23 protein-coding genes and 1 tRNA gene are annotated in these 21,369 nt (G+C 68.7%); 13 read left to right on the top strand and 11 right to left on the bottom strand.

Annotated features, from left to right (window positions below; genetic code table 11):
* Together ACPYOG_RS00855 and ACPYOG_RS00850 are read left to right on the top strand one after the other, a co-directional pair.
* Positions 1 to 819 (top strand): CDP-alcohol phosphatidyltransferase family protein, encoded by an 819-nt coding sequence (locus ACPYOG_RS00855; protein ID WP_481292368.1) that lies wholly within the window; start codon positions 1 to 3, stop codon positions 817 to 819.
* Positions 812 to 1,696, top strand: coding sequence for a glycosyltransferase family 2 protein (locus ACPYOG_RS00850; protein ID WP_481292367.1), 885 nt, complete (start codon positions 812 to 814; stop codon positions 1,694 to 1,696). The genes ACPYOG_RS00855 and ACPYOG_RS00850 overlap by 8 nt, the downstream gene beginning before the upstream one ends.
* 42 nt (positions 1,697 to 1,738) lie before the next feature.
* Here the strand turns inward: ACPYOG_RS00850 and ACPYOG_RS00845 are convergent, their stop codons facing one another.
* The 6 genes from ACPYOG_RS00845 to ACPYOG_RS00820 form a co-directional block, all read right to left on the bottom strand.
* Positions 1,739 to 2,734 carry a hypothetical protein gene (locus ACPYOG_RS00845; RefSeq protein WP_481292366.1) on the bottom strand — a complete coding sequence of 332 codons (996 nt, stop codon included), beginning with the start codon at positions 2,732 to 2,734 and terminating at the stop codon, positions 1,739 to 1,741.
* A gap of 27 nt (positions 2,735 to 2,761) precedes the next feature.
* Positions 2,762 to 3,073, bottom strand: coding sequence for a helix-turn-helix domain-containing protein (locus ACPYOG_RS00840; protein ID WP_481292365.1), 312 nt, complete (start codon positions 3,071 to 3,073; stop codon positions 2,762 to 2,764).
* A 150-nt stretch (positions 3,074 to 3,223) separates the two neighbouring features.
* A complete protein-coding gene (locus ACPYOG_RS00835) occupies positions 3,224 to 3,475 on the bottom strand; it encodes a hypothetical protein (protein WP_481292364.1) in 252 nt (83 codons plus the stop codon).
* Between the two features lie 206 nt (positions 3,476 to 3,681).
* Complete coding sequence (locus ACPYOG_RS00830; RefSeq protein ID WP_481292363.1) at positions 3,682 to 4,416, bottom strand: ABC transporter ATP-binding protein; 735 nt, start codon at positions 4,414 to 4,416, stop codon at positions 3,682 to 3,684.
* A complete protein-coding gene (locus ACPYOG_RS00825; protein WP_481292362.1) occupies positions 4,417 to 5,301 on the bottom strand; it encodes an ABC transporter permease in 885 nt (294 codons plus the stop codon). It abuts the gene before it with no gap.
* Positions 5,302 to 5,351: 50 nt separating this feature from the next.
* Positions 5,352 to 6,044, bottom strand: a complete 693-nt coding sequence (locus ACPYOG_RS00820; protein ID WP_090036450.1) for a phosphocholine cytidylyltransferase family protein — start codon at positions 6,042 to 6,044, stop codon at positions 5,352 to 5,354.
* Between the two features lie 375 nt (positions 6,045 to 6,419).
* Between ACPYOG_RS00820 and ACPYOG_RS00815 the strand changes: the two genes are divergently transcribed.
* From ACPYOG_RS00815 to ACPYOG_RS00805, 3 genes are all read left to right on the top strand, one after another.
* On the top strand, positions 6,420 to 7,463 hold the full coding sequence (locus ACPYOG_RS00815; RefSeq protein ID WP_481292412.1) for an ABC transporter ATP-binding protein: 1,044 nt from the start codon (positions 6,420 to 6,422) through the stop codon (positions 7,461 to 7,463).
* Entirely contained in the window at positions 7,439 to 9,016 is a 1,578-nt protein-coding gene (locus tag ACPYOG_RS00810; RefSeq protein ID WP_481292361.1) for a hypothetical protein, read from the top strand. The genes ACPYOG_RS00815 and ACPYOG_RS00810 overlap by 25 nt, the downstream gene beginning before the upstream one ends.
* Positions 9,017 to 9,126: 110 nt before the next feature.
* Positions 9,127 to 9,405: a DUF3039 domain-containing protein gene (locus tag ACPYOG_RS00805; protein WP_481292360.1), complete on the top strand. Its 279-nt coding sequence runs from the start codon at positions 9,127 to 9,129 to the stop codon at positions 9,403 to 9,405.
* A 53-nt stretch (positions 9,406 to 9,458) separates the two neighbouring features.
* Here ACPYOG_RS00805 and ACPYOG_RS00800 read toward each other — a convergent pair whose 3' ends face one another.
* Positions 9,459 to 10,778: a nicotinate phosphoribosyltransferase gene (locus ACPYOG_RS00800; protein WP_481292359.1), complete on the bottom strand. Its 1,320-nt coding sequence runs from the start codon at positions 10,776 to 10,778 to the stop codon at positions 9,459 to 9,461.
* Between the two features lie 67 nt (positions 10,779 to 10,845).
* On the opposite strand from ACPYOG_RS00800, the gene murI reads away from it, so the two are divergent.
* The 4 genes from murI to ACPYOG_RS00780 all read left to right on the top strand — a co-directional run bounded on the left by murI (position 10,846) and on the right by ACPYOG_RS00780 (position 14,010).
* The gene (gene murI / locus ACPYOG_RS00795) at positions 10,846 to 11,664 is read left to right on the top strand and encodes a glutamate racemase (RefSeq protein ID WP_481292358.1); all 819 of its coding nucleotides are present in this window, start codon (positions 10,846 to 10,848) and stop codon (positions 11,662 to 11,664) included.
* Between the two features lie 28 nt (positions 11,665 to 11,692).
* Positions 11,693 to 12,445 (top strand): ribonuclease PH, encoded by a 753-nt coding sequence (gene rph, locus ACPYOG_RS00790; protein ID WP_481292357.1) that lies wholly within the window; start codon positions 11,693 to 11,695, stop codon positions 12,443 to 12,445.
* 2 nt (positions 12,446 to 12,447) lie between these two features.
* Positions 12,448 to 13,035 carry an RdgB/HAM1 family non-canonical purine NTP pyrophosphatase gene (gene rdgB, locus ACPYOG_RS00785; RefSeq protein ID WP_481292411.1) on the top strand — a complete coding sequence of 196 codons (588 nt, stop codon included), beginning with the start codon at positions 12,448 to 12,450 and terminating at the stop codon, positions 13,033 to 13,035.
* 72 nt (positions 13,036 to 13,107) lie between these two features.
* Entirely contained in the window at positions 13,108 to 14,010 is a 903-nt protein-coding gene (locus tag ACPYOG_RS00780) for a cation diffusion facilitator family transporter (protein WP_481292356.1), read from the top strand.
* Positions 14,011 to 14,057: 47 nt separating this feature from the next.
* Here the strand turns inward: ACPYOG_RS00780 and ACPYOG_RS00775 are convergent, their stop codons facing one another.
* From ACPYOG_RS00775 to ACPYOG_RS00760, 4 genes are all read right to left on the bottom strand, one after another.
* Complete coding sequence (locus ACPYOG_RS00775; RefSeq protein WP_481292355.1) at positions 14,058 to 14,807, bottom strand: DedA family protein; 750 nt, start codon at positions 14,805 to 14,807, stop codon at positions 14,058 to 14,060.
* Positions 14,808 to 15,006: 199 nt separating this feature from the next.
* A tRNA-Leu gene (locus ACPYOG_RS00770) sits at positions 15,007 to 15,088 on the bottom strand.
* A gap of 36 nt (positions 15,089 to 15,124) precedes the next feature.
* Entirely contained in the window at positions 15,125 to 16,162 is a 1,038-nt protein-coding gene (locus ACPYOG_RS00765) for an LLM class flavin-dependent oxidoreductase (RefSeq protein WP_481292354.1), read from the bottom strand.
* Positions 16,163 to 16,224: 62 nt separating this feature from the next.
* Positions 16,225 to 17,490 carry an MFS transporter gene (locus ACPYOG_RS00760; protein ID WP_481292353.1) on the bottom strand — a complete coding sequence of 422 codons (1,266 nt, stop codon included), beginning with the start codon at positions 17,488 to 17,490 and terminating at the stop codon, positions 16,225 to 16,227.
* A 76-nt stretch (positions 17,491 to 17,566) separates the two neighbouring features.
* Between ACPYOG_RS00760 and prfB the strand changes: the two genes are divergently transcribed.
* From prfB to smpB, 4 genes are all read left to right on the top strand, one after another.
* A complete protein-coding gene (gene prfB, locus ACPYOG_RS00755) occupies positions 17,567 to 18,685 on the top strand; it encodes a peptide chain release factor 2 (RefSeq protein WP_090036469.1) in 1,119 nt (372 codons plus the stop codon).
* Positions 18,686 to 18,826: 141 nt separating this feature from the next.
* Positions 18,827 to 19,849 (top strand): cell division ATP-binding protein FtsE, encoded by a 1,023-nt coding sequence (ftsE, locus tag ACPYOG_RS00750; protein ID WP_481292352.1) that lies wholly within the window; start codon positions 18,827 to 18,829, stop codon positions 19,847 to 19,849.
* Entirely contained in the window at positions 19,846 to 20,751 is a 906-nt protein-coding gene (ftsX, locus tag ACPYOG_RS00745) for a permease-like cell division protein FtsX (protein ID WP_090036474.1), read from the top strand. Before ftsE ends, ftsX begins: the two co-directional genes overlap by 4 nt.
* Positions 20,752 to 20,839: 88 nt before the next feature.
* Entirely contained in the window at positions 20,840 to 21,316 is a 477-nt protein-coding gene (smpB, locus tag ACPYOG_RS00740) for an SsrA-binding protein SmpB (protein WP_090036476.1), read from the top strand.
* Positions 21,317 to 21,369 lie beyond the last annotated feature (53 nt).

Raw genomic sequence — 21,369 nt, 5'->3', positions numbered from 1 at the left:
ATGACTGCACCCGGAGCTGCGTCCCACGGCGCCCATCCCTCCTCGATCGCCGAGCTGAGGGCCGTCGCGCAGCCTCCCGAGGTGCGTGGACGCCGCAACGCCGAACACTGGACGGCGTCGCTCTACCTCCGCAACCTCTCGCCGTATGTCACCTGGATCCTGCTGAAGACGTCCATCTCGGCCAACGGCGTCACCGGGCTGATGATCCTGGTCGGATGGGCCACCGCGGCATCCCTTCTCATCCCGGGGATCGCGGGAGCCGCCGTGGCGCTCGTCCTCGGCCAGCTGCAGATGCTCGTCGACTGCTGCGACGGCGAAGTGGCCCGCTGGCGCCGCACCTCTTCGCCGGCCGGGGTCTTCCTGGATGCCGTCGGCCACTACACGACCGAGACCCTCATCGCGATCGTGCTGGGCGTTCGGGCTGCCGGCCTCCCGTTCGAGGCGCCGCAGGACCTCCTCTGGACGAACCTCGGCACCCTGCTCGCGCTCGTCATGGTGCTCAACAAGGCACTCAACGACCTGGTGCGTGTCTCTCGGGCGAGCGCCGGCCTTCCGAAACTCGCCGACACTCAGGCGGAGTACTCGCCGACGCACGGTCTCGTCGCCACTCTGCGTCGCGCGGCCCGGTTCGTGCCGTTCCACCGCCTCTACCACTCGGTGGAGCTGACCATCCTGATCTTCGTGTTCTCGATCATCGGTCTGTTCATCGGCTCGACGCTGGCCGACCGCATCCTGCTCTCGGCGCTCGTCCCGCTGGCGATCCTGTCGCTGGTGGGGCACTTCGTGGCCATCATGGCATCGCGGCGGGTCCGTGGCTGACCAGCCGGCCGTCGCCGTCGTGGTGCTCACCCAGGGCACGCGGCCGGCAGAGCTCCGGCAGGGGCTGGAGTCCGTGCTCGCGCAGGAGGGCGTGGACATCGACGTGGTCGTGGTCGGCAACGGCTGGGAACCCTCCACCGCCGAACCCGCCCTGCCCCACGACGTGCGAACGCTGGCGCTGCCCGAGAACGTCGGCATCCCGGCCGGACGGAACGCCGGTGTCCCGCTCGTGTCGGGGGAGTGGCTGTTCTTCCTCGACGACGATGCGCGCATCCCGTCGCGCAGCTTCCTCGCCGACGCCGTCGCGCTCCTGCAGGGCGACGCGAGCATCGGGATGGTGCAGCCGCAGCTGCGCGTGCCCGATGGCGGCACCGCGCCGCGCCGCTGGATCCCGCGCATCCGGAAGGGCGATCCAGGCCGGTCGAGCAACGTGTTCGCCGTGCTGGAAGCCGTGGTCGTGCTCCCGCGCGCTGTGTTCGAGCGTGCGGGAGGCTGGGCCGACCCGTTCTTCTACGCGCACGAAGGCATCGACCTGGCCTGGAAGGTCTGGGATCAGGGCAAGCGCGTCTGGTACGCCGGAGACCTGGTCGCCGAGCACCCGGCCGTCTCGCCGACCCGCCACTCGTACTACTACCGGCTCAACGCCCGGAACCGCGTCTGGCTGGCGCGCCGCAACCTCCCGGCGGTGCTGGTGCCGCTCTACGTCGGGTCGTGGACGGGCATCCAGCTGCTCCGCTGGTTCCGCAAGCCGGCCGTGCTGCGCGCCTGGTTCGCGGGCTGGGCGGAAGGATGGCGCTCCGATCCGGGCGACCGCCGCCCGCTGCGCTGGCGCACGGTCTGGCGCATGACCGTTGCCGGGCGCCCGCCGATCGTCTGAGCCCTGCCCCGCTTCGCGCGAACGGCTGGTCCCGACACGCCGTTACGGGTGCGGTTCGTGCGGCATGTCGGGACCAGTGGATGCAGTCCCTGCCGTCAGCTCGCGCGCCGGCCCGGCATCGCTCGCATCGCCGGTCCCGCTCCGCCGAGGCAGGGCACCGCGCACCGCCTTGCCCGCGCGGATCACGCGCGTACCTGTTGCCGATCCGATCCGAGCGACCTGGTTCCCCGTCGCCGATCCGAAGCGCGCGACCTGGCTCCCTGTGGCCGATCCCAGCCGGCGCACGGCACCGGGACCCTCCACGGGCGTCAGGACTTCCGGGATCACGAGGGGAGGAGGCCCGAACGCCAGGCGCGCGTTCTGCACGACGCGCCGGCCGACGATGTGGTTTCCGGTCCCGCCGACGACCGCTCCGATGCCGAACGGGATCGCACGGGCCAGGATGCCGGCGCTGCCACGAACAGCGAACTGGCGGATGAACACCCGCTTCAGCCGGTCCACCAGGGGACCGACGACCATCGACGGCAGGCTCGAGGTGACCAGCTCGCCCCAATACGCGGTGCGGGTCACTCCGCCCCCGGCGAACTGGCCGGCGAGCTGACGGACGAGATCGGAGCCTTCGCGGCCGAGCATCATGGTGAGGACGAGAGCCCGTCCACGCTCCGGATCCTCGACGGCGATGCCGTGGAGTTCGCTCATCGACTGGGCGAAGAGGGCCGTCGCCTCGAGGAAACCGGCCGTCTCGAGCCCGGACAAGGCCAGCGTCACGCCGGTCCCGATCGCCGGGATGACCGCCGTCGCCCCGACCGCGGCGCCTCCACTGGTCACTGCGGCCAGGTACCGTCGCTCCAGGATCCGCGCGAGCTCCTCGGCGGACGCGTCTGGATGCCGCCGCCGGATGCTTCGCAGGTGGGCGATCACAGCGGGCCGCTGGATGCCGAGGAAGCGATCGAGGGTCGCATTCAGTGCGCGGGGAGTGTCCCCGCCCGGCTGCGGACCTCCCGTGACGGAGACGAACGGTTGCTGCTTCTTGGCCATCTCCTCAGAGTGTAGGCCGATCCGCCGCTACCGGGAGCGGCGCGCGCGACGCCGGCGTTCCTCCAGGTATTCGCCTGCGCGGAGCACGCGGTTGCCGGGCGGGAGGTGTTCGCTGCCGATGTCCACCGTGAGGGTGGCGATGTCGGTCCCGAGGACGGTGGCGATCCGGAGGATGGTCAAGAGGCTCGGATTCGCGTCTCCGCGTTCGATCTTTCCGTAGTTGGTGACGTGCATGGTGGCGAGGCTCGCGATCGCCTCCTGGCTGAGGCCGAGTTGGATGCGCGCGAGGCGGATGCGCTCGCCGAGCAGCTCGGCGGCGGGTGCGACGGGGTTCTTCATGGTCCTTCCAGTGAAGAACGCGCGTACCCTCCGGCTCAAGAGCGCCTGCACCCCGATCGCCGGACCTCACGCCTTTCTCCCCGGAAATGCTTTCGTTCCACGCATTTGCTCGGCCTGCCCTCGGGTCGCCGGGCGACCCGAGGGCAGAGGTCACAGGCTGACCTGCCAGAGATACTCGCGACCGTCGGGCGGGAACCAGCGCACGACGAGGAGGGTGTCGCGTGCGGGATCGGCGCTCGTCACGCTGGCCCGGACGCTCTCACCCGGAGGCACGGAGGTCGGGCCGCTCACCTGCAGCCGGGAGCTACCGGCGACGCTCACCGTCACCCCGCGGAGCGTCTCGCGCCCGATGTTGACCAGACGGAGATGCGGTGCTGTCGAGCGGTCGACGCGCCAGGGCACGGGATAGGCGAGGCGCCGGGGACGAGGGGCCGGGGAAGGACTGCGAAGAAACCGGAGACGATTCATGCGATTGACGCTAACCAGCCCCTCCGACGCCCGATGGCCCTTAACCGGGCACGAACACCACTTCCGGGGATAACTCGCCGAATTTTTTTCTGTGGACGATTCCACGCGACAGCGGAATTCTACTGTGACCAGGGGATCCGTCAGCTGCTGTAGTCGGTGTTGTACAGCTCGAGCACGTCGTCGATCGGGCCGTCCAGCACGAGGGCGCCCTTGTCGAGGTACAGTCCGCGTTCGCAGAAGCGGCGGAGATCCTTCTCGTTGTGCGAGACGAAGAACAGCGTCCGGCCGCCGGCGAGGAGCTCCTCGATCCGCCGGTAGCACTTCTCGCGGAAGCCGCGGTCGCCGACCGCGAGCACCTCGTCCACGAGGAGAACCGGCTCCTCGAGCTGAGCGATCACGGAGAACGCGATGCGCACCTTCATGCCGCTCGAGAGGTGCTTGTAAGGAGTGTCGACGAAGTCGCCGATCTCGGCGAAGTCGATGATCTCCTCGAACCGGTCGTCGATCTGCGACCGCGACATCCCGTGCAGTCCCGCGGTCAGGTAGACGTTGTCGCGCACCGTCAGATCGTCGACGAAGCCGCCGGTGATCTCGATCAGGGGCGCGACGCCTTCGGTCACCGTCACCGATCCCTCATCCGGAAGAAGAACGCCGGCGACCAGCTTCAGCAAGGTCGACTTGCCCTGGCCGTTGCGCCCGACGACGCCGATCGACTCGCCGGGACGGACGTGGAAGCTCACATCCCGCAGCGCCCAGAAGTCGTCGGGACGCATGCGGCGCTCCCGGGTGGAGAAGAGGTCCTTGAACGAACGGCGCGCTCCGCGGTTGCGGCGGAAGCGGACGCCGAGACCGTCGACGGCGATGACGGGGGCCACTCAGATCTCCTTCAGCACGTCGCGCTCGAAGCGCTTGAAGACAGCCCACCCGATCCCGAGCAGTACGACGGACATCGCGGCGCTCACGCCCACCAGGAACCAGTCCAGCTCCTCGCCGAAGAAGGCGGATCGGTACAGGCTGAAGATGCCGGTCAGCGGGTTGAACGCCGACCAGAAGTGCAGCGAGAACAGCACGTCGTTCGAGGCTCCGGGATGGGTGGTCAGGTAGGCGGCGCAGTGCCGCGCCGCAACCCCGTCCCCGCAGCCTCCCGGCAGGTCCCGGGCGCTGTAGATGATCGGGGACGCGTAGAACAGGAACCGCAGCGCCAGCTTGGCCGCGCGCTCGAGGTCGCGGAAGAACACCACCAGCGGTCCGACGATCAAACCCACGCCGACGGTCAGCACCGTCTGGATGAGGATCGCGACCGGGAAGAGCAGCACATCCACATTGAGCCGCGCGCCGCTCAGGATGGCGAAGAACGCGAGCACCGGCAGGGACAGCAGGAACTCGATCCCCTTGGAGGCCACGATCCGGTTGACCCAGATCGTGCGGGGGATCATCGTCGAACGGATCAGCTTCGCCTCGCGGATGTAGGCGCGGGTGCTGTCCGACACGGCGCCGTTGAACCACATCCACGGCAGCAGGGCGGCGAGGAGGAACACGATGTACGGGTTCTCACCGACGTTGCGCTTGAAGATGACCGTGAAAACGAACCAGTAGATCCCGCTCATCACGAGCGGGTCGAGAATCGACCAGACGTAGCCGAGGGCGCTCGTGGAGTAGCGGACGCGCAGATCGCGCTTGGTCAGTAACCACAGAGCGTGCCGGTAGCGCGTGAAAGGCGAGCGCTGGGCAGGGCGTACCTCAGTGGGGATACTGGTCACGGGAACCCATCGTATTGATCGAAGCTGCGTGAGGACTCACGCGACCTCGACTATACGAAAAGATTCGCGCGCTCGAGGTCCTCCTGGAAGTCGACCTCGACCGCGTACAGGTCGGAGATGTCGACCGGCTCGACGAGCATGCGGTCCTGCTCGATCGCGAGCTCGACGCCGCGCTCGAAGTAGTCCTGGTCTCCGACTCGCTGCAGCTGGCGCAGCAGGGTCGCCTTGTCGGCGGCGGAGACGTAGTTGATGCCGACCGCCTCGCCGAGGCCGTTCTTCACGGTCTTCGACAGCTCGTGGATGTAGCCCTCGGGACCCGTCGTGTACTTGACCTCTTCATCGGCGACCGACGACGTGTTGACGGTGACGAAGCTCTGGTCGCGGGCGACGATGGCGGCCGCGCGGACGAGGACGGCCGGGTCGAAGACGACGTCGCCGTTCATCCAGAGCACGCCGCCGGGTGCGGACGCCTGCAGGGCGCGCATGAGGCTCTTGGAGGTGTTCGTCTGGTCGTACTGCTCGTTGTAGACGAACTGGGCGTCGGGGAACGCCTCGATGATGTGCTCCAGCTTGTAGCCGACGACGATCGTGACCTGGGCATCCTTGCCGAAAGCCGCGTGGATGTTGTCGAACTGCTGCTGCATGATCGTGCGGCCGTCGCTCAGCTCGGTCAGCGGCTTCGGGAGGCTCCGTCCGAGCCGGCTTCCCATGCCGGCCGCGAGAATCACTACCTGGGTCGTCACAATCATCTCCTTGGTCAGACGCGAACCAGATCGGTGGCTCCCTGTTGGTCGCCGCCGGTCTGATCCCAGGAGGTTCACCCAGGATTCATCCGCGCTTACGCGTGCAGACACGCCTTTATGCCTCAGCCAGAGTACCGGTGCCCCCTGCCTGGGGGCAGGGGTTGACCCCGGTCGTTGTTGGGTCGTTATGTTCCTCACAGGACATTCCGAGGCGTAACGCACCGCATCACTCCGGACCGGGGGGTTCGCATGCAGGCGTGTGTTGGTACGTTAGCGGGTGTGAGTTTCGACCACGCACGTCCCCCCAGCACCGAGTCCGCCGAGCGGACCCAGGAAGCGGAGCGAGCCGTGGAGGACTCACAGAGGGGGGAGAACATGGCGGATTCCGCCGACACGCCGGGCGCCGAGAGCGCGGCCGATCGCGGCGCAACTCCGCGGAGCACCGCTCAGCGCGCGCCCGCCAAGACGGCCGCTGCGGCGGCCGGGACGAGCACCCGTGCGCCGCGCACGCGAACCACCACCGCGAAGCCTCGGACGACTCCGCGCACCAAGGCGCCGAGCCCGCAGGCCCAGCCGCAGCAGGCACCGATTCAGCAGGCCCCGACGCAACAGGAACCCACGGTCGCCGTGGAGGAGCCCGCGAAGACGCTCATCGTCCGCCCGACGGTGCTCGCCATCCACGGAGTGCACAAGCGGTACGGCGACATAGTGGCGGTCGACGGCGTGACGCTCGACATCGCCGAAGGCTCGCTGTACGGCATCGTCGGGCCGAACGGCGCCGGCAAGACCACGACCCTGTCCATCGTCACCGGCCTGCTCCGGCCCGACGCCGGCCGCGTCGTCGTCCACGGAGTCGACGTGTGGACGGAGCCGGTGCGCGCCAAGCACATCATCGGTGTGCTGCCCGACAAGCTCCGGCTGTTCGATCGGCTGACCGGGGCGCAGTTCCTGCGCTACGCGGGGACGCTGCGCGGCCTCAGCGCGAAGACGGTGCGCGCCCGCACGACCGACCTCGCCACGGCGTTCGGCATCGAAGACGCTCTGGACCGGCTGGTCGCCGACTACTCCGCCGGCATGACGAAGAAGATCGCGCTGGCGGCAGCGATGATCCACTCGCCGCGCCTTCTCGTGCTCGACGAGCCGTTCGAGTCCGTCGACCCGGTCTCGGCCGCGAACATCATCGACATCCTGCAGCGCTACACCGCTGCAGGCGGGACGGTCGTCGTCTCCAGCCACGGAATGGACATGATCCAGCGCGTCTGCGACAGCGTCGCCATCATCGTGCGCGGACAGGTGCTCGCCTCCGGAACCATCGACGAGGTCCGGGGCGAACAGACGCTCGAAGAGCGCTTCGTCGATCTCGCCGGCGGTCGCAAGGCAGCGGAAGGCATGGAGTGGTTGCACAGTTTCTCGGACTGAAGCTGCGGATCATGGGCAACGCCTTCCGGCGCAGCCCCTGGCAGGTCTTCGGCCTGGTGCTCGGCCTGCTCTACGGAGGAACCGTCACCGTCCTCGTGGTCGGCTCGCTCGTCGCCGCCCGCGTCGTCTCCGACGCCTCCGGCACGCACACGGTGCTCGTCGTCATCGGCTCGGTGGTCGTTGCGGCGTTCGCGCTGCTTCCCCTGCTCTTCGGAGTCGACGATACGCTCGACCCCCGCGAGTTCGCGCTGTTCGGCATCCCGAATCGCAGCCTCGCCACCGGGCTGCTGCTGGCCGGGCTCATCGGCGTGCCGTCGCTCGTGCTCATCGTCTGCAGCGCCGCGACGGTGATCACGTGGTCCCAGAACCCCGGCACGGTACTCCTCGCCGTTGTCTCGGCGGCGGTGGCCGTGCTCACCTGCGTGCTCGCTTCGCGCGTCACGACGGCCATCGCCCACGCCTTCCTGGCGACGCGGCGCCCGCGCGAGGCCGGGAGTGTGATCGGCATCCTCGTGCTCGTCGTCATCGCGCCGGTGATCGTTCTGCTGGGAACCGTGGACTGGGGCCGCGACGGCCTGGGAACGCTCGACGCGTTCGCCGGGTGGCTTCAGTGGACGCCGCTCGGCGCTGCGTGGTCCGTGCCCGGCGCCGCCGCCCAGGGGGACTGGGGAACGGCGCTGCTGCAGCTGCTCGTCGCCCTGGCGGCCCTCGGCGTCCTCTGGCTCGTCTGGATCGGACTGGTCGGCCACATCGTCGCGTCACCGGAGCGGGAAGCCCGCTCCAAGGCATACCACGGCCTCGGCTGGTTCGACCGTCTGCCGGGGGGACCCACGGCGGCCGTCGCCGCACGGTCGATGACGTACTGGGGGAGGGACGGCCGGTACTGGGTGTCTCTGGTGCCCGTCCCGGTGATCCCCGTCTTCGTCGTCGTCGCCCTGACGCTCGCCGGCTTGCCCGCGCACTTCATCGCCCTCGTGCCGTTGCCGTTGGTGTGCCTGTTCCTCGGCTGGAGCATCCACAACGATGTCGCTTACGACAACACCGCCATCTGGCTGCATCTCGTGTCGGGCGCTCGCGGCATCGCGGACCGGGCCGGGCGGATGTTCCCGCCGGTCCTGGTCGGAATCCCGGTGCTGGTGATCGGCTCGATCGCGACGACCATCGCGTACGGCGACTGGGCGGTCCTGCCGTCCGTGGCGGCCCTCAGCGGAGCCATCCTGGTGATCGGCCTGGGTCTCTCGAGCATCTCGTCCGCTCTCTTCCCCTACCCGGCGACCAAACCGGGCGACAGCGCCTTCACGCAGCCGCAGACCTCCGGGGCCTCCGCGGCGCTGGCGCAGTCGCTGAGCTTCTTCGCCATCCTGATCCTCGCCTCGCCGGTGCTGATCCTCCTCGTTCTCGGGTTCACCGTCGACGAGTTCTGGCTCGCCGTCGCTCCGGTCGCTGCGGTGGTCATCGGCTTCGGGACGCTGTTCATCGGACTCTGGCTGGGCGGTCGCCTCTTCGACCGCCGCGGGCCGGAGCTGATGGCGTTCGCCAACCGCAACGACTGAGCGGGAGGCCCGCCCTCCCTGCTGACGTTCGTGACGAATGTGCGCCTCCAGCTCGATGAACGCGACATTCGTCACGAATGTGGGTCCATCCACGTGTCTACACTGGAGGCATGAACGACGCGAGCATCTCCGAGCCGGGCGGACAACCCTCCGGCGGCGGTGCGACCACGCTCGAACGCGAGCTCCAGGAGTTCCTCCAGAACGAGGAGCCCGGCGATCACGAGCGCTTCTCGCACTATGTGAAGAAGGAGCAGATCCTCGAGTCCGCGGTCACCGGCAAGCCGGTGAAGGCGCTGTGCGGCAAGATGTGGACGCCGAACCGCGACCCGCAGCGGTTCCCGGTCTGCCCCACCTGCCGCGAGATCTACGAGGGACTGCAGGGAGACTGAGGGTTCGGCGCCGGCGCCGGCCGCCGGTCAGCGCCCCGACCGGGTGACCGCGATCACTCGAAGATCGTGGGCAGCACCGGGTCGCCCCGGCCGAGCCGGAACGCCTCATCGGGCAATTCGCTCATCGCGAGCTCCCGGTGTTCACGCGCCCGGCGCGTCCCGGAGGCGCCGAGGTGCTCGCCGTGCACCTCCCCGTCGGTGATGAGGGGGACGAGGAGGTCGCGGCCCGTGTCATCCGGCGTGTCGCCTCTCTCGACGATATGGACCACCTCGGCGACCGCCGTCCCTGACCCGTCCAGACGCCGCACCGGGTGCTTCCGCCCCCCGACGCCGGCCTTGCCGTCCGAATTCTTCGCGACCGAGATCCACTCGCCTTCGGTCCCGCTGGGGCGATGCGCGACGAGCTTGTAGACCATCCCCGAGGCGGGGTAGCCCGAACCGGTGACCACCGAGGTCCCCACCCCGTACGAGTCGACGGGGGAGACGGCGAGTGCCGCGATGGTGAACTCGTCCAGATCGTTGGTGACGGTGATGCGCGTCTTCGTGGCGCCGAGGGAGTCCAGCTGGTCGCGCACCTGCTTCACGAGCTTCGGGAGGTCGCCCGAGTCCAGGCGCACCGCCCCCAGCTCGGGACCCGCCACGCGGACGGCCGTCTCGATCGCCTTCTCGACGTCGAAGGTGTCGACCAGCAGCGTCGTGCCGGGGCCGAGCGCATCCACTTGGGCCCGGAACGCGGCCTCTTCGCTGTCGTGCAGCAGCGTGAACGCGTGCGCCGCGGTGCCCATCGTGGGGACGCCCCAGGTGCGGCCCGCCTCCAGATTGGAGGTGGCGGAGAACCCGGCGATGAAGGCCGCGCGCGCTGCGGCGACCGCGGAGCGTTCGTTCGCGCGACGGGAGCCCATCTCGGCCAGAGGACGCCCGCCCGCCGCCGACACCATGCGCGCGGCCGCGGAGGCGACCGCGGAGTCGTAGTTGAACACGCTCAGCAGCAGAGTCTCCAGGAGGACCCCCTCGGCGAAGGGAGCATCGACGGCGAGGAACGGCGACCCGGGGAAGAACAGCTCCCCTTCGCGATATCCGCGGATGGTCCCCGAGAAGCGGTAGTCGGCGAGCCAGTCGATGGTCTCGTCCCGCACGACGTGGTTCTCGCGCAGGAACCGCAGCTCCGCATCCTCGAACCGGAACTGCTCGATGAGCTCCAGGAGCCGGCCCGTGCCCGCGAGCACCCCATAGCGCCGGCCGGCCGGGAGGTGCCGGGTGAAGGCCTCGAACACGCACTCGCGGTCGTGGGTGCCGGCGAGGAGTGCTGCGTCGAGCATCGTCAGCTCGTAGCGGTCGGTCAGGAACGCGGAGGAGGCGGCTCTCTCGATCACGCGGCCCAGCCTACCCACCGGCGGATCGCGGCCGGCCCGGGACGGCGGGCGGGTAGGCTGGTCTGCTGTGACGGATGCGCCGATTGGGATCTTCGACTCGGGTGTCGGCGGGCTCACCGTCGCCCGCGCGATCCGCGACCAGTTGCCCAACGAGTCGCTGCTCTATGTCGGCGACACCGCCCACTCGCCCTACGGGCCGAAGTCGATCGCCGACGTCCGCCGCTACTCGCTCGAGGTGCTCGACTTCCTGGTCGACCAGGGCGTCAAGCTGCTGGTGATCGCCTGCAACACCGCCTCGTCCGCCATGCTGAGGGATGCGCGCGAACGATACGAGGTGCCCGTCATCGAGGTCATCCAGCCGGCCGTGCGCCGCGCCGTCGCCGCCACCCGCACCGGCCGCGTCGGCGTGATCGGGACCGCGGGGACCATCGCCTCCCGTGCATACGAGGACGCGTTCGCCGCGGCTCCCACCCTGCAGCTCTTCACCCAGGCGTGCCCGCGCTTCGTCGAGTTCGTCGAGTCCGGAGTCACCAGCGGCGAGGAGGTGCTGCGTGTCACCGCCGACTACCTCCGGCCGCTCCGCGACGCGGACATCGACACGCTCGTCCTCGGCTGCACGCACTACCCCTTCCTGAAGGGCGCGATCTCGTACGTGATGGGCGAGGGCGTCTCCCTGGTCTCCAGCGACACCGAGACCGCGAAAGACGTCTACCGCACGCTCGTCGGCCAAGGGCTGGAGCGGCGCTCGCCACTGCCTCCCACCATCCGCTACGAGGCCACCGGCTCGGACGCCGACTACTTCCTCCGCCTGGCCCACCGCTTCATCGGCCCGGAGGTCTCCCGCGTCGATCTGGTGCACACCGGCGTCATCGACCTGCCCCTCTGAATCATCCCCACCCTACCCAGGAGATCCCGTGACCGACATCACCCGCGCCGATGGGCGCACCCCGGACCAGCTGCGACCGGTCACCATCGAGCGGGGCTGGAGCCGCCAGGCCGAAGGGTCGGCGCTGATCTCCTTCGGCAACACCCGCGTGCTGTGCACGGCCTCCTTCACCAACGGCGTCCCGCGCTGGATGGCCGGGAAGGGCCGTGGCTGGGTCACCGCCGAGTACGCCATGCTGCCGCGCTCCACCAACGAGCGGATGGACCGGGAGTCCGTGAAGGGACGCGTCGGCGGCCGCACGCACGAGATCAGCCGGCTGGTCGGCCGGAGCCTGCGTGCAGTCGTCGACATGAAGGCGCTCGGCGAGAACACGATCGTGCTCGACTGCGACGTGCTGCAGGCCGACGGAGGGACGCGCACGGCCGCGATCACCGGCGCCTACGTCGCCCTGGCCGAGGCGCTCGAGTGGGGTCGGGAGCACCGCTTCATCGGGCAGAAGGCCACGCCGTTGATCGACTCGGTCTCGGCCGTCTCGGTCGGCATCATCGACGGGACGCCGATGCTCGACCTCGCCTACGTCGAGGATGTGCGTGCCGAGACGGACATGAACGTGGTCGTGACAGGTCGCGGCCTGTTCGTCGAGGTCCAGGGCACCGCCGAGGGCGCGCCGTTCGACCGGCGGGAGCTCGACTCCCTGCTGGACCTGGCACTCGCCGGCACGACGGACCTCGCGCACATCCAATCGGCGACGCTGACGCCGGTGGCCGCCGCGGAGGCGTGACGGTGGTCCGCGTCGTCCTCGCCACCCACAACCCGCACAAGGCCCGGGAGTTCCAGGAGATCCTGGGACACGAGATCCCCGGACTCGAGATCGTCGCGTACGACGGTCCGGAGCCGGTGGAGGACGGGATCAGCTTCGAGGAGAACGCCCTCCTCAAGGCGCGTGCCGCGGCCGCTCACACCGGGCACCCGGCTCTCGCCGACGACTCCGGGATCTGCGTGGATGTGATGGGCGGCGCACCAGGGATCTTCTCCGCCCGCTGGGCGGGCTCGCACGGCGACGCCGCCGCGAACCTCCGGCTGCTCCTCGACCAGCTCGCCGACATCCCGGATGCGGAACGCGGCGCGCACTTCACCGCCACGCTGGCGCTGATCGTCCCGGGAGGCGAGCCGACCGTCGTGCAGGGAATCTGGCCCGGCGCCATCGCCCGCGAGCCGCGTGGGGAGAACGGGCACGGCTACGACCCGATCTTCCTGCCGGTGGGCCACGACGTCACGGCGGCGGAGCTGTCGGCCGAGGTGAAGAACGCCGAGAGCCACCGAGCGCGGGCCCTGGCCGCCATCGTTCCCGCGCTGCGGGAACTCAGCTGAGAACGGCACTCATTCCCAACTGGCAGGCACCCCTGGCGGGGGCGCCGACTTCTCTCTACCGTTGAAGCTGAGATGAGTCACGACCACGGCCGCACGGCCAACCGCAATCGCCTGCTGATCGCTATCGGCATCGTGGCGGTGGTCCTCGTCGTCGAGGTCCTCGGCGCGTGGCTGAGCGGCTCCCTCTCGCTCCTCGCGGACGCCGGTCACATGCTCAGCGACCTGGCCGGGCTGCTGATCGCCCTGGTCGCGACGATCGTCGCCGCCCGCCCGGCGACGGACAGGCAGACGTTCGGCTACCGGCGCATGGAGGTCTTCGGCGCGCTCCTCAACGGGCTCATCCTCGTCGTCGTCGCCGTCGTCGTGACGATCGGCGCGATCGGCCGGCTGGTCGGAGGCGAGACCGAGGTGCACAGCATCCCCATGCTGATCGTCGCCTCGATCGGCCTGGTGGCGAACTTCGGCGCGTTGCTGCTGCTGCGTCCGGCGGCGGAGCATTCGATCAACATGCGCGGAGCGTACCTGGAGGTGTTCGGCGATCTCGTCGGTTCGGCCACGGTGATCGTCGCCGCCGTCGTGATCCTGCTCACCGGGTTCGCCCCGGCGGACGCGATCGCCTCGCTGCTGATCGCGGCGCTGATCGTGCCGCGGGCCTTCGTGCTGCTCCGGGATGTCGTGCGCGTCCTGAGCGAGGCGGCTCCCGCGGACACGGATGTGGCCGAGATCCGGGATCACATCCTCGGCACGCGCGGCGTCGTGGCGGTGCACGACGTGCACGTCTGGGCCATCACCTCCGGAGCGCCCGTGTTCAGCGCGCACGTGGTGTGCGAGCCTGCGGTCTTCCGGGAGGGGCGGACCGGCACCCTGCTGGACGAGCTGTCCGGGTGCCTGGCGAAGCACTTCGACGTGGAGCACTCCACGTTCCAGCTCGAGCCCGCCGAGCACGCCGCCCACGAGGACGAGTTCCACCGCTGACGCGTCGCCGCGGCGGAGCCGGGCGGGAGCGGAATCGCAGCGGCGGCTCAGGCCTCCGGGCGCGAGGGCGCCGGCTCGTCCGCGACGGGCGCAGCCGCCTCGTCCTGAACGGCAGCCGCCTGGGCTGCCGCTGCCGCGGCCGCAGCGTTCCGCTTCGCCTTCCGGGTGGACTGGATGTAGTGGTACAGCGTCGGGACGAGCGTGACCACGACCGCGCCGATCAGGATGACGTCGATGTAGCTCGAGACGAAGGTGGCGATCGGCGGGATGTAGCCGATCAGGAAGCCGAAGTACGTCATCCCGGCGCCCCACAGCAGTGCGCCGAGGGCATTGTAGAGCGAGTACTTCCGGTAGTTCATGTGGCCGACGCCCGCTGCGACCGGCGCGAACGTGCGCACGATGGGGACGAACCGGGCGATGATGACCGCGAGGGCGCCGAAGCGCTCGAAGAAGTGATTGGTGCGGCGCACGTTCTCCATCGAGAACAGACCGGTCTCTTTGCGTTCGAAGACCCTCGGGCCCGCCTTGTGGCCGATGAGGTAACCCACTTCTCCGCCGAGGAAGGCGGCGAACGCGATCGCGAGGGCCACCCACCAGATGTCGACGCCGAACACCGTGGACGTGTGCGTGAGCAGCCCGGAGATGATGAGCAGAGTGTCGCCCGGGAACAGGAAGCCGATCAGCAGCCCGGTCTCGGCGAACACGATGCCGCAGACCACCAGCAGCGCCCACGGACCCGCCGAATGGATGATCGTGTTCGGGTCGAGCCACGGGATGAGGCCGGCGTGATGGATCACAGTTCTCCAGGAAGGATCGGTGGGAAAGCTGTGCCCGAGTTTAGCGTCGGCGGGATGAGTGAACCTGCACGAAGCGTGCGAATCACGCCCCGCCGGCAAAAGATCATCCCGCAGGTCTACGCCGGCGAATCCCTATCGACGTTCGTGACGAATGTGCACTTACTCGCGGCAAGACGCGACATTCGTCACGAATCGTGAGTGCGGGAGAAGGGACTCGAACCCTCACGCTGTGAAGCACAGGAACCTAAATCCTGCGTGTCTGCCAGTTTCACCACTCCCGCGGTGCGCAGCGCGCTGCGCGCGGCTACGACCCTAGCTCATCCCATGAGTTCGCGGACACGCGGGGCGACCTCCGTGCCGTACAACTCGATCGAGCGCATCAGGTCCTCGTGGGGGAGTGTGCCGTTGCTCATCTTGAGGTCGAAGCGCGAAGCGCCGAGGCCGTTCGCCGCATACGCGATCTTCTGAGCCACCGTCTCCGGCGAGCCCACGACCAGTGCGCCATCCGGCCCGGCCTCGTGCTCGAAGCGCGCACGGGAGGCGGGCGGCCAGCCCCGCTCGCGCCCGATCCGGTTGCTCATCACCTCATAATGCGGCCAGAGCGTGTCCTTGGCCTCCTGATCCGTCTCGGCGACGAAGCCGGGGGAGTGGATGCCGATCGGCAGCGTCGTATCCTGTCCGAACTGCTCCAGAGCGTTCCGGTACAGCTGGGCCAGGGGTTCGAACCGCATCGGACCGCCGCCGATGCTGGCGAGCATGAGCGGGAAGCCGTAGTGTGCGGCGCGGACGACCGACTCCGGGCTTCCACCGACTCCGATCCACGTCTTCAGGAGCCCGTGCTCGAGGTGCGGATAGACCGATTGCCCGGTGAGCGGTGGCCGCAATTCGCCGGTCCAGGTCACCGGCTCCTGCCTGCGCACCTCGGCGAACAGGCTCAGCTTCTCCTCGAAGAGCTCCTCGTACTGGGCGAGGTCGAACCCGAACAGCGGGAAGGACTCGATGAAGGATCCGCGCCCGAGGATGACCTCCGCGCGGCCGCCCGAGACGCCATCGAGAGTGGCGAACCGCTGGAAGACGCGAACGGGATCGTCCGAGCTCAGCACGGTCACCGCCGAGCCGAGGTGGATGCGCTCCGTCTGACCGGCGATCGCCGCCAGGACGACCTCGGGCGCGGACACGGCGAAGTCCGTGCGGTGGTGCTCGCCCACGCCGAAGAAGTCGAGTCCCACCCGGTCGGCCAGCACCCCTTCGGCCACCACGTTGCGCAGCACCTGCGCCTGCGGAAGCGGCTTTCGGTCCGCGTCCAGCGTCACGTCGCCGAACGTGTCCATCCCCAGCTCGATCATCCCGGTCATCTCATCCTCGATTCATGCGTCTGCATGGAAGTAAGCGCAGCCGGTCCGAGGGTATTCCTCGCTCAGGCCGGGCGGGGCCTGCGGGGCACGTAACGCGGGATGTAGCGGGCCAGCATCGCCGCGCCGGCGAGCCCGAGCAGCCCCATGGCCCCGCTCGCGAACGAGAGGGACACGAGGGCCGTGAGCAGGGACACGAACAAGGGAGCGGCCGCTTGCCCGGCGTCGGCGGAGAACCGCCACGCGCCAAGGAAGGGCGCCGGGCGGTCTTTCGGGGCCAGATCCGCCCCGAGAGTCATCACGATGCCGGAGCCGATGCCGTTGGCGACCGAGAGGAACAGCGATACGCCGATGTACCAGGCGATGCGCGCATCCACGTCGTGCGAGAAGGCGAGCACCACGAAGCCGAGGCCCAGGCCGATCATGGAGGGGATGGCACTCCACATGCGGCCGAACCGGTCCATGATCTGGCCGCTCGCATAGAAGAGGGCGAAGTCCACCGCGCCGGCGATGCCGATGATCAGTGCGGTGTTGGACTCGCTCAGGCCGATGGAGACGGCCCACAGCGGCATGAGCACCGTGCGCGCCGAGCGTACAGCGGCGACCAGCGAGACGCCTGCGCCCATCCGCATCAGGACCTCGCGGAAGGACCAGATCGTGCGGAAGAGACCGTGGGTGCGCTCTTCCGCCTCCTCTTCGCCGGTCGTCACCTGCGCGCCGGCCTCGTCGGTGACGAGCGGCGAGGGGCCGAACATCTTCTCGGGGTCGGGCAGGGCGAGCAGCACGATCACGGAGCCGAGGCAGCTGACGATGAAGATCCAGAACACCGACTGGGTGGATCCGGTCCCTGCGATCACCGCGGAGGCGATCAGAGGCCCGATGAACCAGCCGCCGCGGAAGATCCCGCCGAGCGTCGACAGTGCCCGCGCCCGGTAGCGGGCCGGGACGTAGGAGGTCATGAAGGCGTGGCGGGCGAGCGCGAAGACGGCGGTCGCGACCCCGACCACGAAGATCCCGACCATCAGCACCCAGTAGTTCGGAGCGAGGAGGCAGATCACGACGCCCCCGATCGCGATGACCGCCGCACCGATCATCGAGGTGCGCTCGCCGACGCGTGACACGATCCATCCACTCGGGATGTCGCCGACCAGTTCGCCCAGCATCACCATCGAGGCGATGAAACCGGCCATCGCAAGGCCGGCACCGAGGTTGCCGGCGGCGACGGGGATGATCGGGATGATCGCGCCCTCCCCGATGGAGAAGAGGAGCGTGGGGAGGAAGGCGGCGAGGGCGACCGAGCGGAAACTGAAGGGGCGCTCGTCGGAAGTCATCTCGTTAACACCGTACAACTTTGTCGCGGTGCCCCCGTCCGCCCGCTCGGCACGGGCCGGTAGGCTGGAGCGCGACATGATCGAACTCGACCTCTCCTCTCAGATCGCCGACCTCCGCTCTACCTTCGCCGACATCACGGCGGTGGTCGGCGTCGACCGGCTGCGCGCCGAGATCGCGGATCTCAGCGAGAAGGCGGGTGCGCCGGATCTCTGGGACGACACCGTCAACGCCCAGAAGGTGACGAGCGCTTTGAGCCACCGCCAGTCCGAGCTGGCGCGGATCACAGCCATCCAGCGGCGACTGGACGACCTGGAGGTGCTGGTCGAGCTGGCCAACGAGGCCGAGGACGAGGAGTCCGCCGCCGAAGCGCGTGCCGAGCTCGCATCCCTCCAGAGCGCCCTCGGCGAGCTCGAGGTGCAGACCCTGCTCAGCGGCGAGTACGACGAGCGAGCAGCCATCGTCACGATCCGCTCCGGCGCCGGCGGCGACGACGCCACCGACTTCGCCGAGATGCTGCTGCGCATGTACCTGCGCTGGGCGGAGCGGCACAAGTACCCGGTGAAGGTGATGGACACGTCCTACGCGGAGGGCGCGGGAATCAAGTCCGCCACCTTCGAGGTGGATGCGCCCTATGCCTTCGGGACGCTCTCCGTCGAGGCCGGAACGCACCGCCTGGCGCGCATCAGCCCGTTCGGCTCGGCGGACAAGCGACAGACGTCGTTCGCCGCCGTCGAGGTCATCCCGCTGATGGAGGAGGCGACCGAGGTCGACGTTCCGGAGGGCGACATCCGTGTCGACGTCTTCCGTTCCTCCGGCCCGGGCGGCCAGTCGGTCAATACGACCGACTCGGCTGTGCGGATCACGCACCTTCCGACCGGACTCGTGGTCTCCATGCAGAACGAGAAGTCCCAGATCCAGAACCGCGCAGCGGCCATGCGCGTGCTCCAGACCCGCCTCCTGCTGCTCCAGAAAGAGGAGGAGGCCGCCAAAAAGAAAGAGCTCGCCGGGACGATCACGGCCAGCTGGGGCGACCAGATGCGCTCCTACTTCCTGTACGGGCAGCAGCTCGTGAAGGATCTGCGCACGAGTTTTGAGTCCGGCAACCCGAGCGCGGTGTTCGACGGCGACCTCGACGGCTTCATCGCCGCAGGGATCCGCTGGCGGGCAGGCAACAAGGCCGAGGCCAACGCCTAGGCCGTCGCCGCTCGCCGGACCGGGCGGCTCATAGCCCGGATGCGGACCACGCGCACCGCGCGTCCGGCTCACTGTCAGCTTGACCGCAACGGGCATGTCGTTGCTGCGGATCGGCCCGGGACTGCATAGTCTCAAGGGGTCATGATCCGGTTCGAACACGTATCCAAGCAGTATCCGGGCACAGCGCGCCCGGCACTGAACGGCATCAACCTCGAAGTGCTGCGCGGAGAGTTCGTCTTTCTCGTCGGCGCCTCGGGGTCCGGCAAGTCCAGCTGCCTGCGGCTCATCCTCAAAGAGGAGAAGCCGACCAAGGGCACGATCCATGTGCTCGGGCAGGATTTGGGCACGATCTCGTCGCGCAAGGTGCCGTACTTCCGCCGCAACATCGGCGTCGTCTTCCAGGACTTCCGCCTGCTGCCGAACAAGACGGTGTTCCAGAACGTCGCGTTCACGCTGCAGGTGATCGGCAAGTCCCGCGGCTTCATCCAGGAAGCGGTTCCGGATGTGCTGAAGATGGTCGGGCTGGACGGCAAGGCCCAGCGCCTCCCGCACGAGCTCTCCGGAGGTGAGCAACAGCGCGTCGCGATCGCACGAGCGGTCGTGAACAAGCCGCAGGTGCTCCTCGCCGACGAGCCGACCGGAAACCTCGACCCCGCGACGAGCGCCGGCATCATGGCGGTGCTCGAGCGCATCAACGCGGGTGGCACCACGGTGCTGATGGCCACGCACGAGGCCGGCATCGTCGATCAGATGAAGCGCCGCGTGATCGAGCTCGTCGGCGGCCAGATCGTCCGGGACGAGCGTCACGGAGGCTACGGCTTCACCGCCGCCGTCCCGATCGCTCAGCCGCTCGAACGGGATGAGCCGGTCTCGGCGGCGACTCCCGCCTACGCTGCGGCGATGCCCGCAGCCCCGGCGGCACCTGTTGCGCCCGCGCAGGCACCGATGTCGCGCCCGCACTCGCCCACCTCCACGCCGACCGCGCCGGTATCCGTACCGCAGCAGGCTCCCGCGCCCGTGCAGTTCGCCACCGCGCCCGTCCCTCCAGCCCCTGCGTCGGAGGAACTGCCGGAGCACCTCAACTTCACCGCCAACCTCGACCTGCGCGGCCTCCGCGAGGGCTCCGAGCGCGATGACGACCAGAATGTGGGGCCGACGAAATGAGGTTCGGGCTCATCTGGTCCGAGGTCGGAAACGGCCTCCGCCGCAACCTGTCGATGGTCATCTCGGTCGTCCTCGTCACGTTCATCTCGCTGACCTTCGTCGGCACCGCCGCCCTCCTGCAGATGCAGATCGGCCAGATGAAGACGTACTGGTACGACCGGGCTCAGGTGGTCGTGTACATGTGCACCGAGACGGACAACTGCCCGGGCGGTGCGGCGACCACTCAATCCATCGAGGCGGTCAAGAAGCAGCTGCAATCGCCAGAGCTCTCGCCGTACATCAAGAAGTTCTACTTCCAGGACCACCAGCAGGCCTATGAGCAGTTCAAGCAGGAGTTCAAGGGGAGCCAGATCGCGGACTTCGTCACGCCGGAGATGATCTCGCAGACCTTCTGGGTGAACCTCAAGAACCCGAATCAGTCGGCCGTCCTCACCGAGACGCTCTCCGGCACCCCGGGTGTGCAGAGCGTGGTGGATCAGCGCAGTTACCTGGACCAGATCTTCAACATCCTGAACGCCGCCAGTCTGACGGCGATCGGCATAGCGGTGGTGATGCTGATCGCGGCGGTGCTCCTCATCGCCACCACCATCCGGCTCTCGGCTTTCTCGCGAAGACGGGAGATCGGGATCATGCGCCTGGTGGGAGCGTCGAACCGCTTCATCCAGACGCCGTTCATCATCGAGGGCGTGATCGCTGCGCTCGTCGGGTCGATCCTCGCGTCGACGGTGATCGCTCTTGGCGTGCGCTTCTTCGTGCACGACTATCTGGGCCCGCGCATGAAGTCGATCAACTTCGTCGGGATGGAACAGGCCTGGCTGGTGATCCCGCTCGTGATCGTGGTCGGGGTGGTGCTCGCGGCTGCGTCGGCGAACTTCGCGATCAAACGCTATCTGAAGGTCTGACCCCGAAGAGATCCGGCACCGGATAGACTGGTCTGCTGCCCGGCGAACACGCCGAACTGCAGATCCGTGCCGACGTCAGGAGTGAGCTGTGCCGAAGGAACGTGGCCAGAAGGTCGTGGCCACCAATCGCCGAGCGCGCCACGACTACACGATCGAGGACACCTACGAAGCGGGCCTGGTGCTCACCGGAACCGAAGTGAAGTCGCTGCGGCTGGGCCGGGCGTCGCTGGTGGACGGCTACGCGTTCGTCGACGGCGGCGAGGCGTGGCTGGATGCCGTCCACATCCCCGAGTACGCCGACGGCACCTGGAACAACCACGCCCCACGGCGCAAGCGGAAGCTGCTGTTGCACAAGGCGCAGATCGTCAAGATCGAGAACAAGGTGAAGCAGGGCGGGTACACGATCGTCCCGCTCTCGATCTACTTCAACGAGGGGCGCGCCAAGGTCGAGATCGCCGTCGCCAAGGGCAAGCGCGAGTACGACAAGCGGCAGGCGCTGCGCGAGCGGCAGGACCAGCGCGAGGCGCAGCGCGCGATGTCCACCCGCGGCCACCTGGGGGAGTGAGAGCCGGCGGAGTAGTCGGCCGGGGAGTTCGATGTCGGGGGGAACTGACAAAC

This window comes from Leifsonia sp. HAY1-4F, assembly GCF_056755275.1.
Note: the sequence above shows the minus strand (reverse complement) of the source record. Positions and strands in the feature narration are given on the sequence as shown.

Excerpts from the sequence above, each read along its gene's own strand:
- ACPYOG_RS00760 (WP_481292353.1), bottom strand. The coding sequence starts at position 17,490 with ATGACTTCCGACGAGCGCCCCTTCAGTTTCCGCTCGGTCGCCCTCGCC.
- prfB (WP_090036469.1), top strand. The coding sequence starts at position 17,567 with ATGATCGAACTCGACCTCTCCTCTCAGATCGCCGACCTCCGCTCTACC.
- ACPYOG_RS00840 (WP_481292365.1), bottom strand. The coding sequence starts at position 3,073 with ATGAAGAACCCCGTCGCACCCGCCGCCGAGCTGCTCGGCGAGCGCATC.
- ACPYOG_RS00765 (WP_481292354.1), bottom strand. The coding sequence starts at position 16,162 with ATGACCGGGATGATCGAGCTGGGGATGGACACGTTCGGCGACGTGACG.
- ACPYOG_RS00815 (WP_481292412.1), top strand. The coding sequence starts at position 6,420 with ATGGCGGATTCCGCCGACACGCCGGGCGCCGAGAGCGCGGCCGATCGC.
- ACPYOG_RS00855 (WP_481292368.1), top strand. The coding sequence starts at position 1 with ATGACTGCACCCGGAGCTGCGTCCCACGGCGCCCATCCCTCCTCGATC.
- ACPYOG_RS00845 (WP_481292366.1), bottom strand. The coding sequence starts at position 2,734 with ATGGCCAAGAAGCAGCAACCGTTCGTCTCCGTCACGGGAGGTCCGCAG.
- ftsE (WP_481292352.1), top strand. The coding sequence starts at position 18,827 with ATGATCCGGTTCGAACACGTATCCAAGCAGTATCCGGGCACAGCGCGC.
- ftsX (WP_090036474.1), top strand. The coding sequence starts at position 19,846 with ATGAGGTTCGGGCTCATCTGGTCCGAGGTCGGAAACGGCCTCCGCCGC.
- ACPYOG_RS00805 (WP_481292360.1), top strand. The coding sequence starts at position 9,127 with ATGAACGACGCGAGCATCTCCGAGCCGGGCGGACAACCCTCCGGCGGC.
- ACPYOG_RS00780 (WP_481292356.1), top strand. The coding sequence starts at position 13,108 with ATGAGTCACGACCACGGCCGCACGGCCAACCGCAATCGCCTGCTGATC.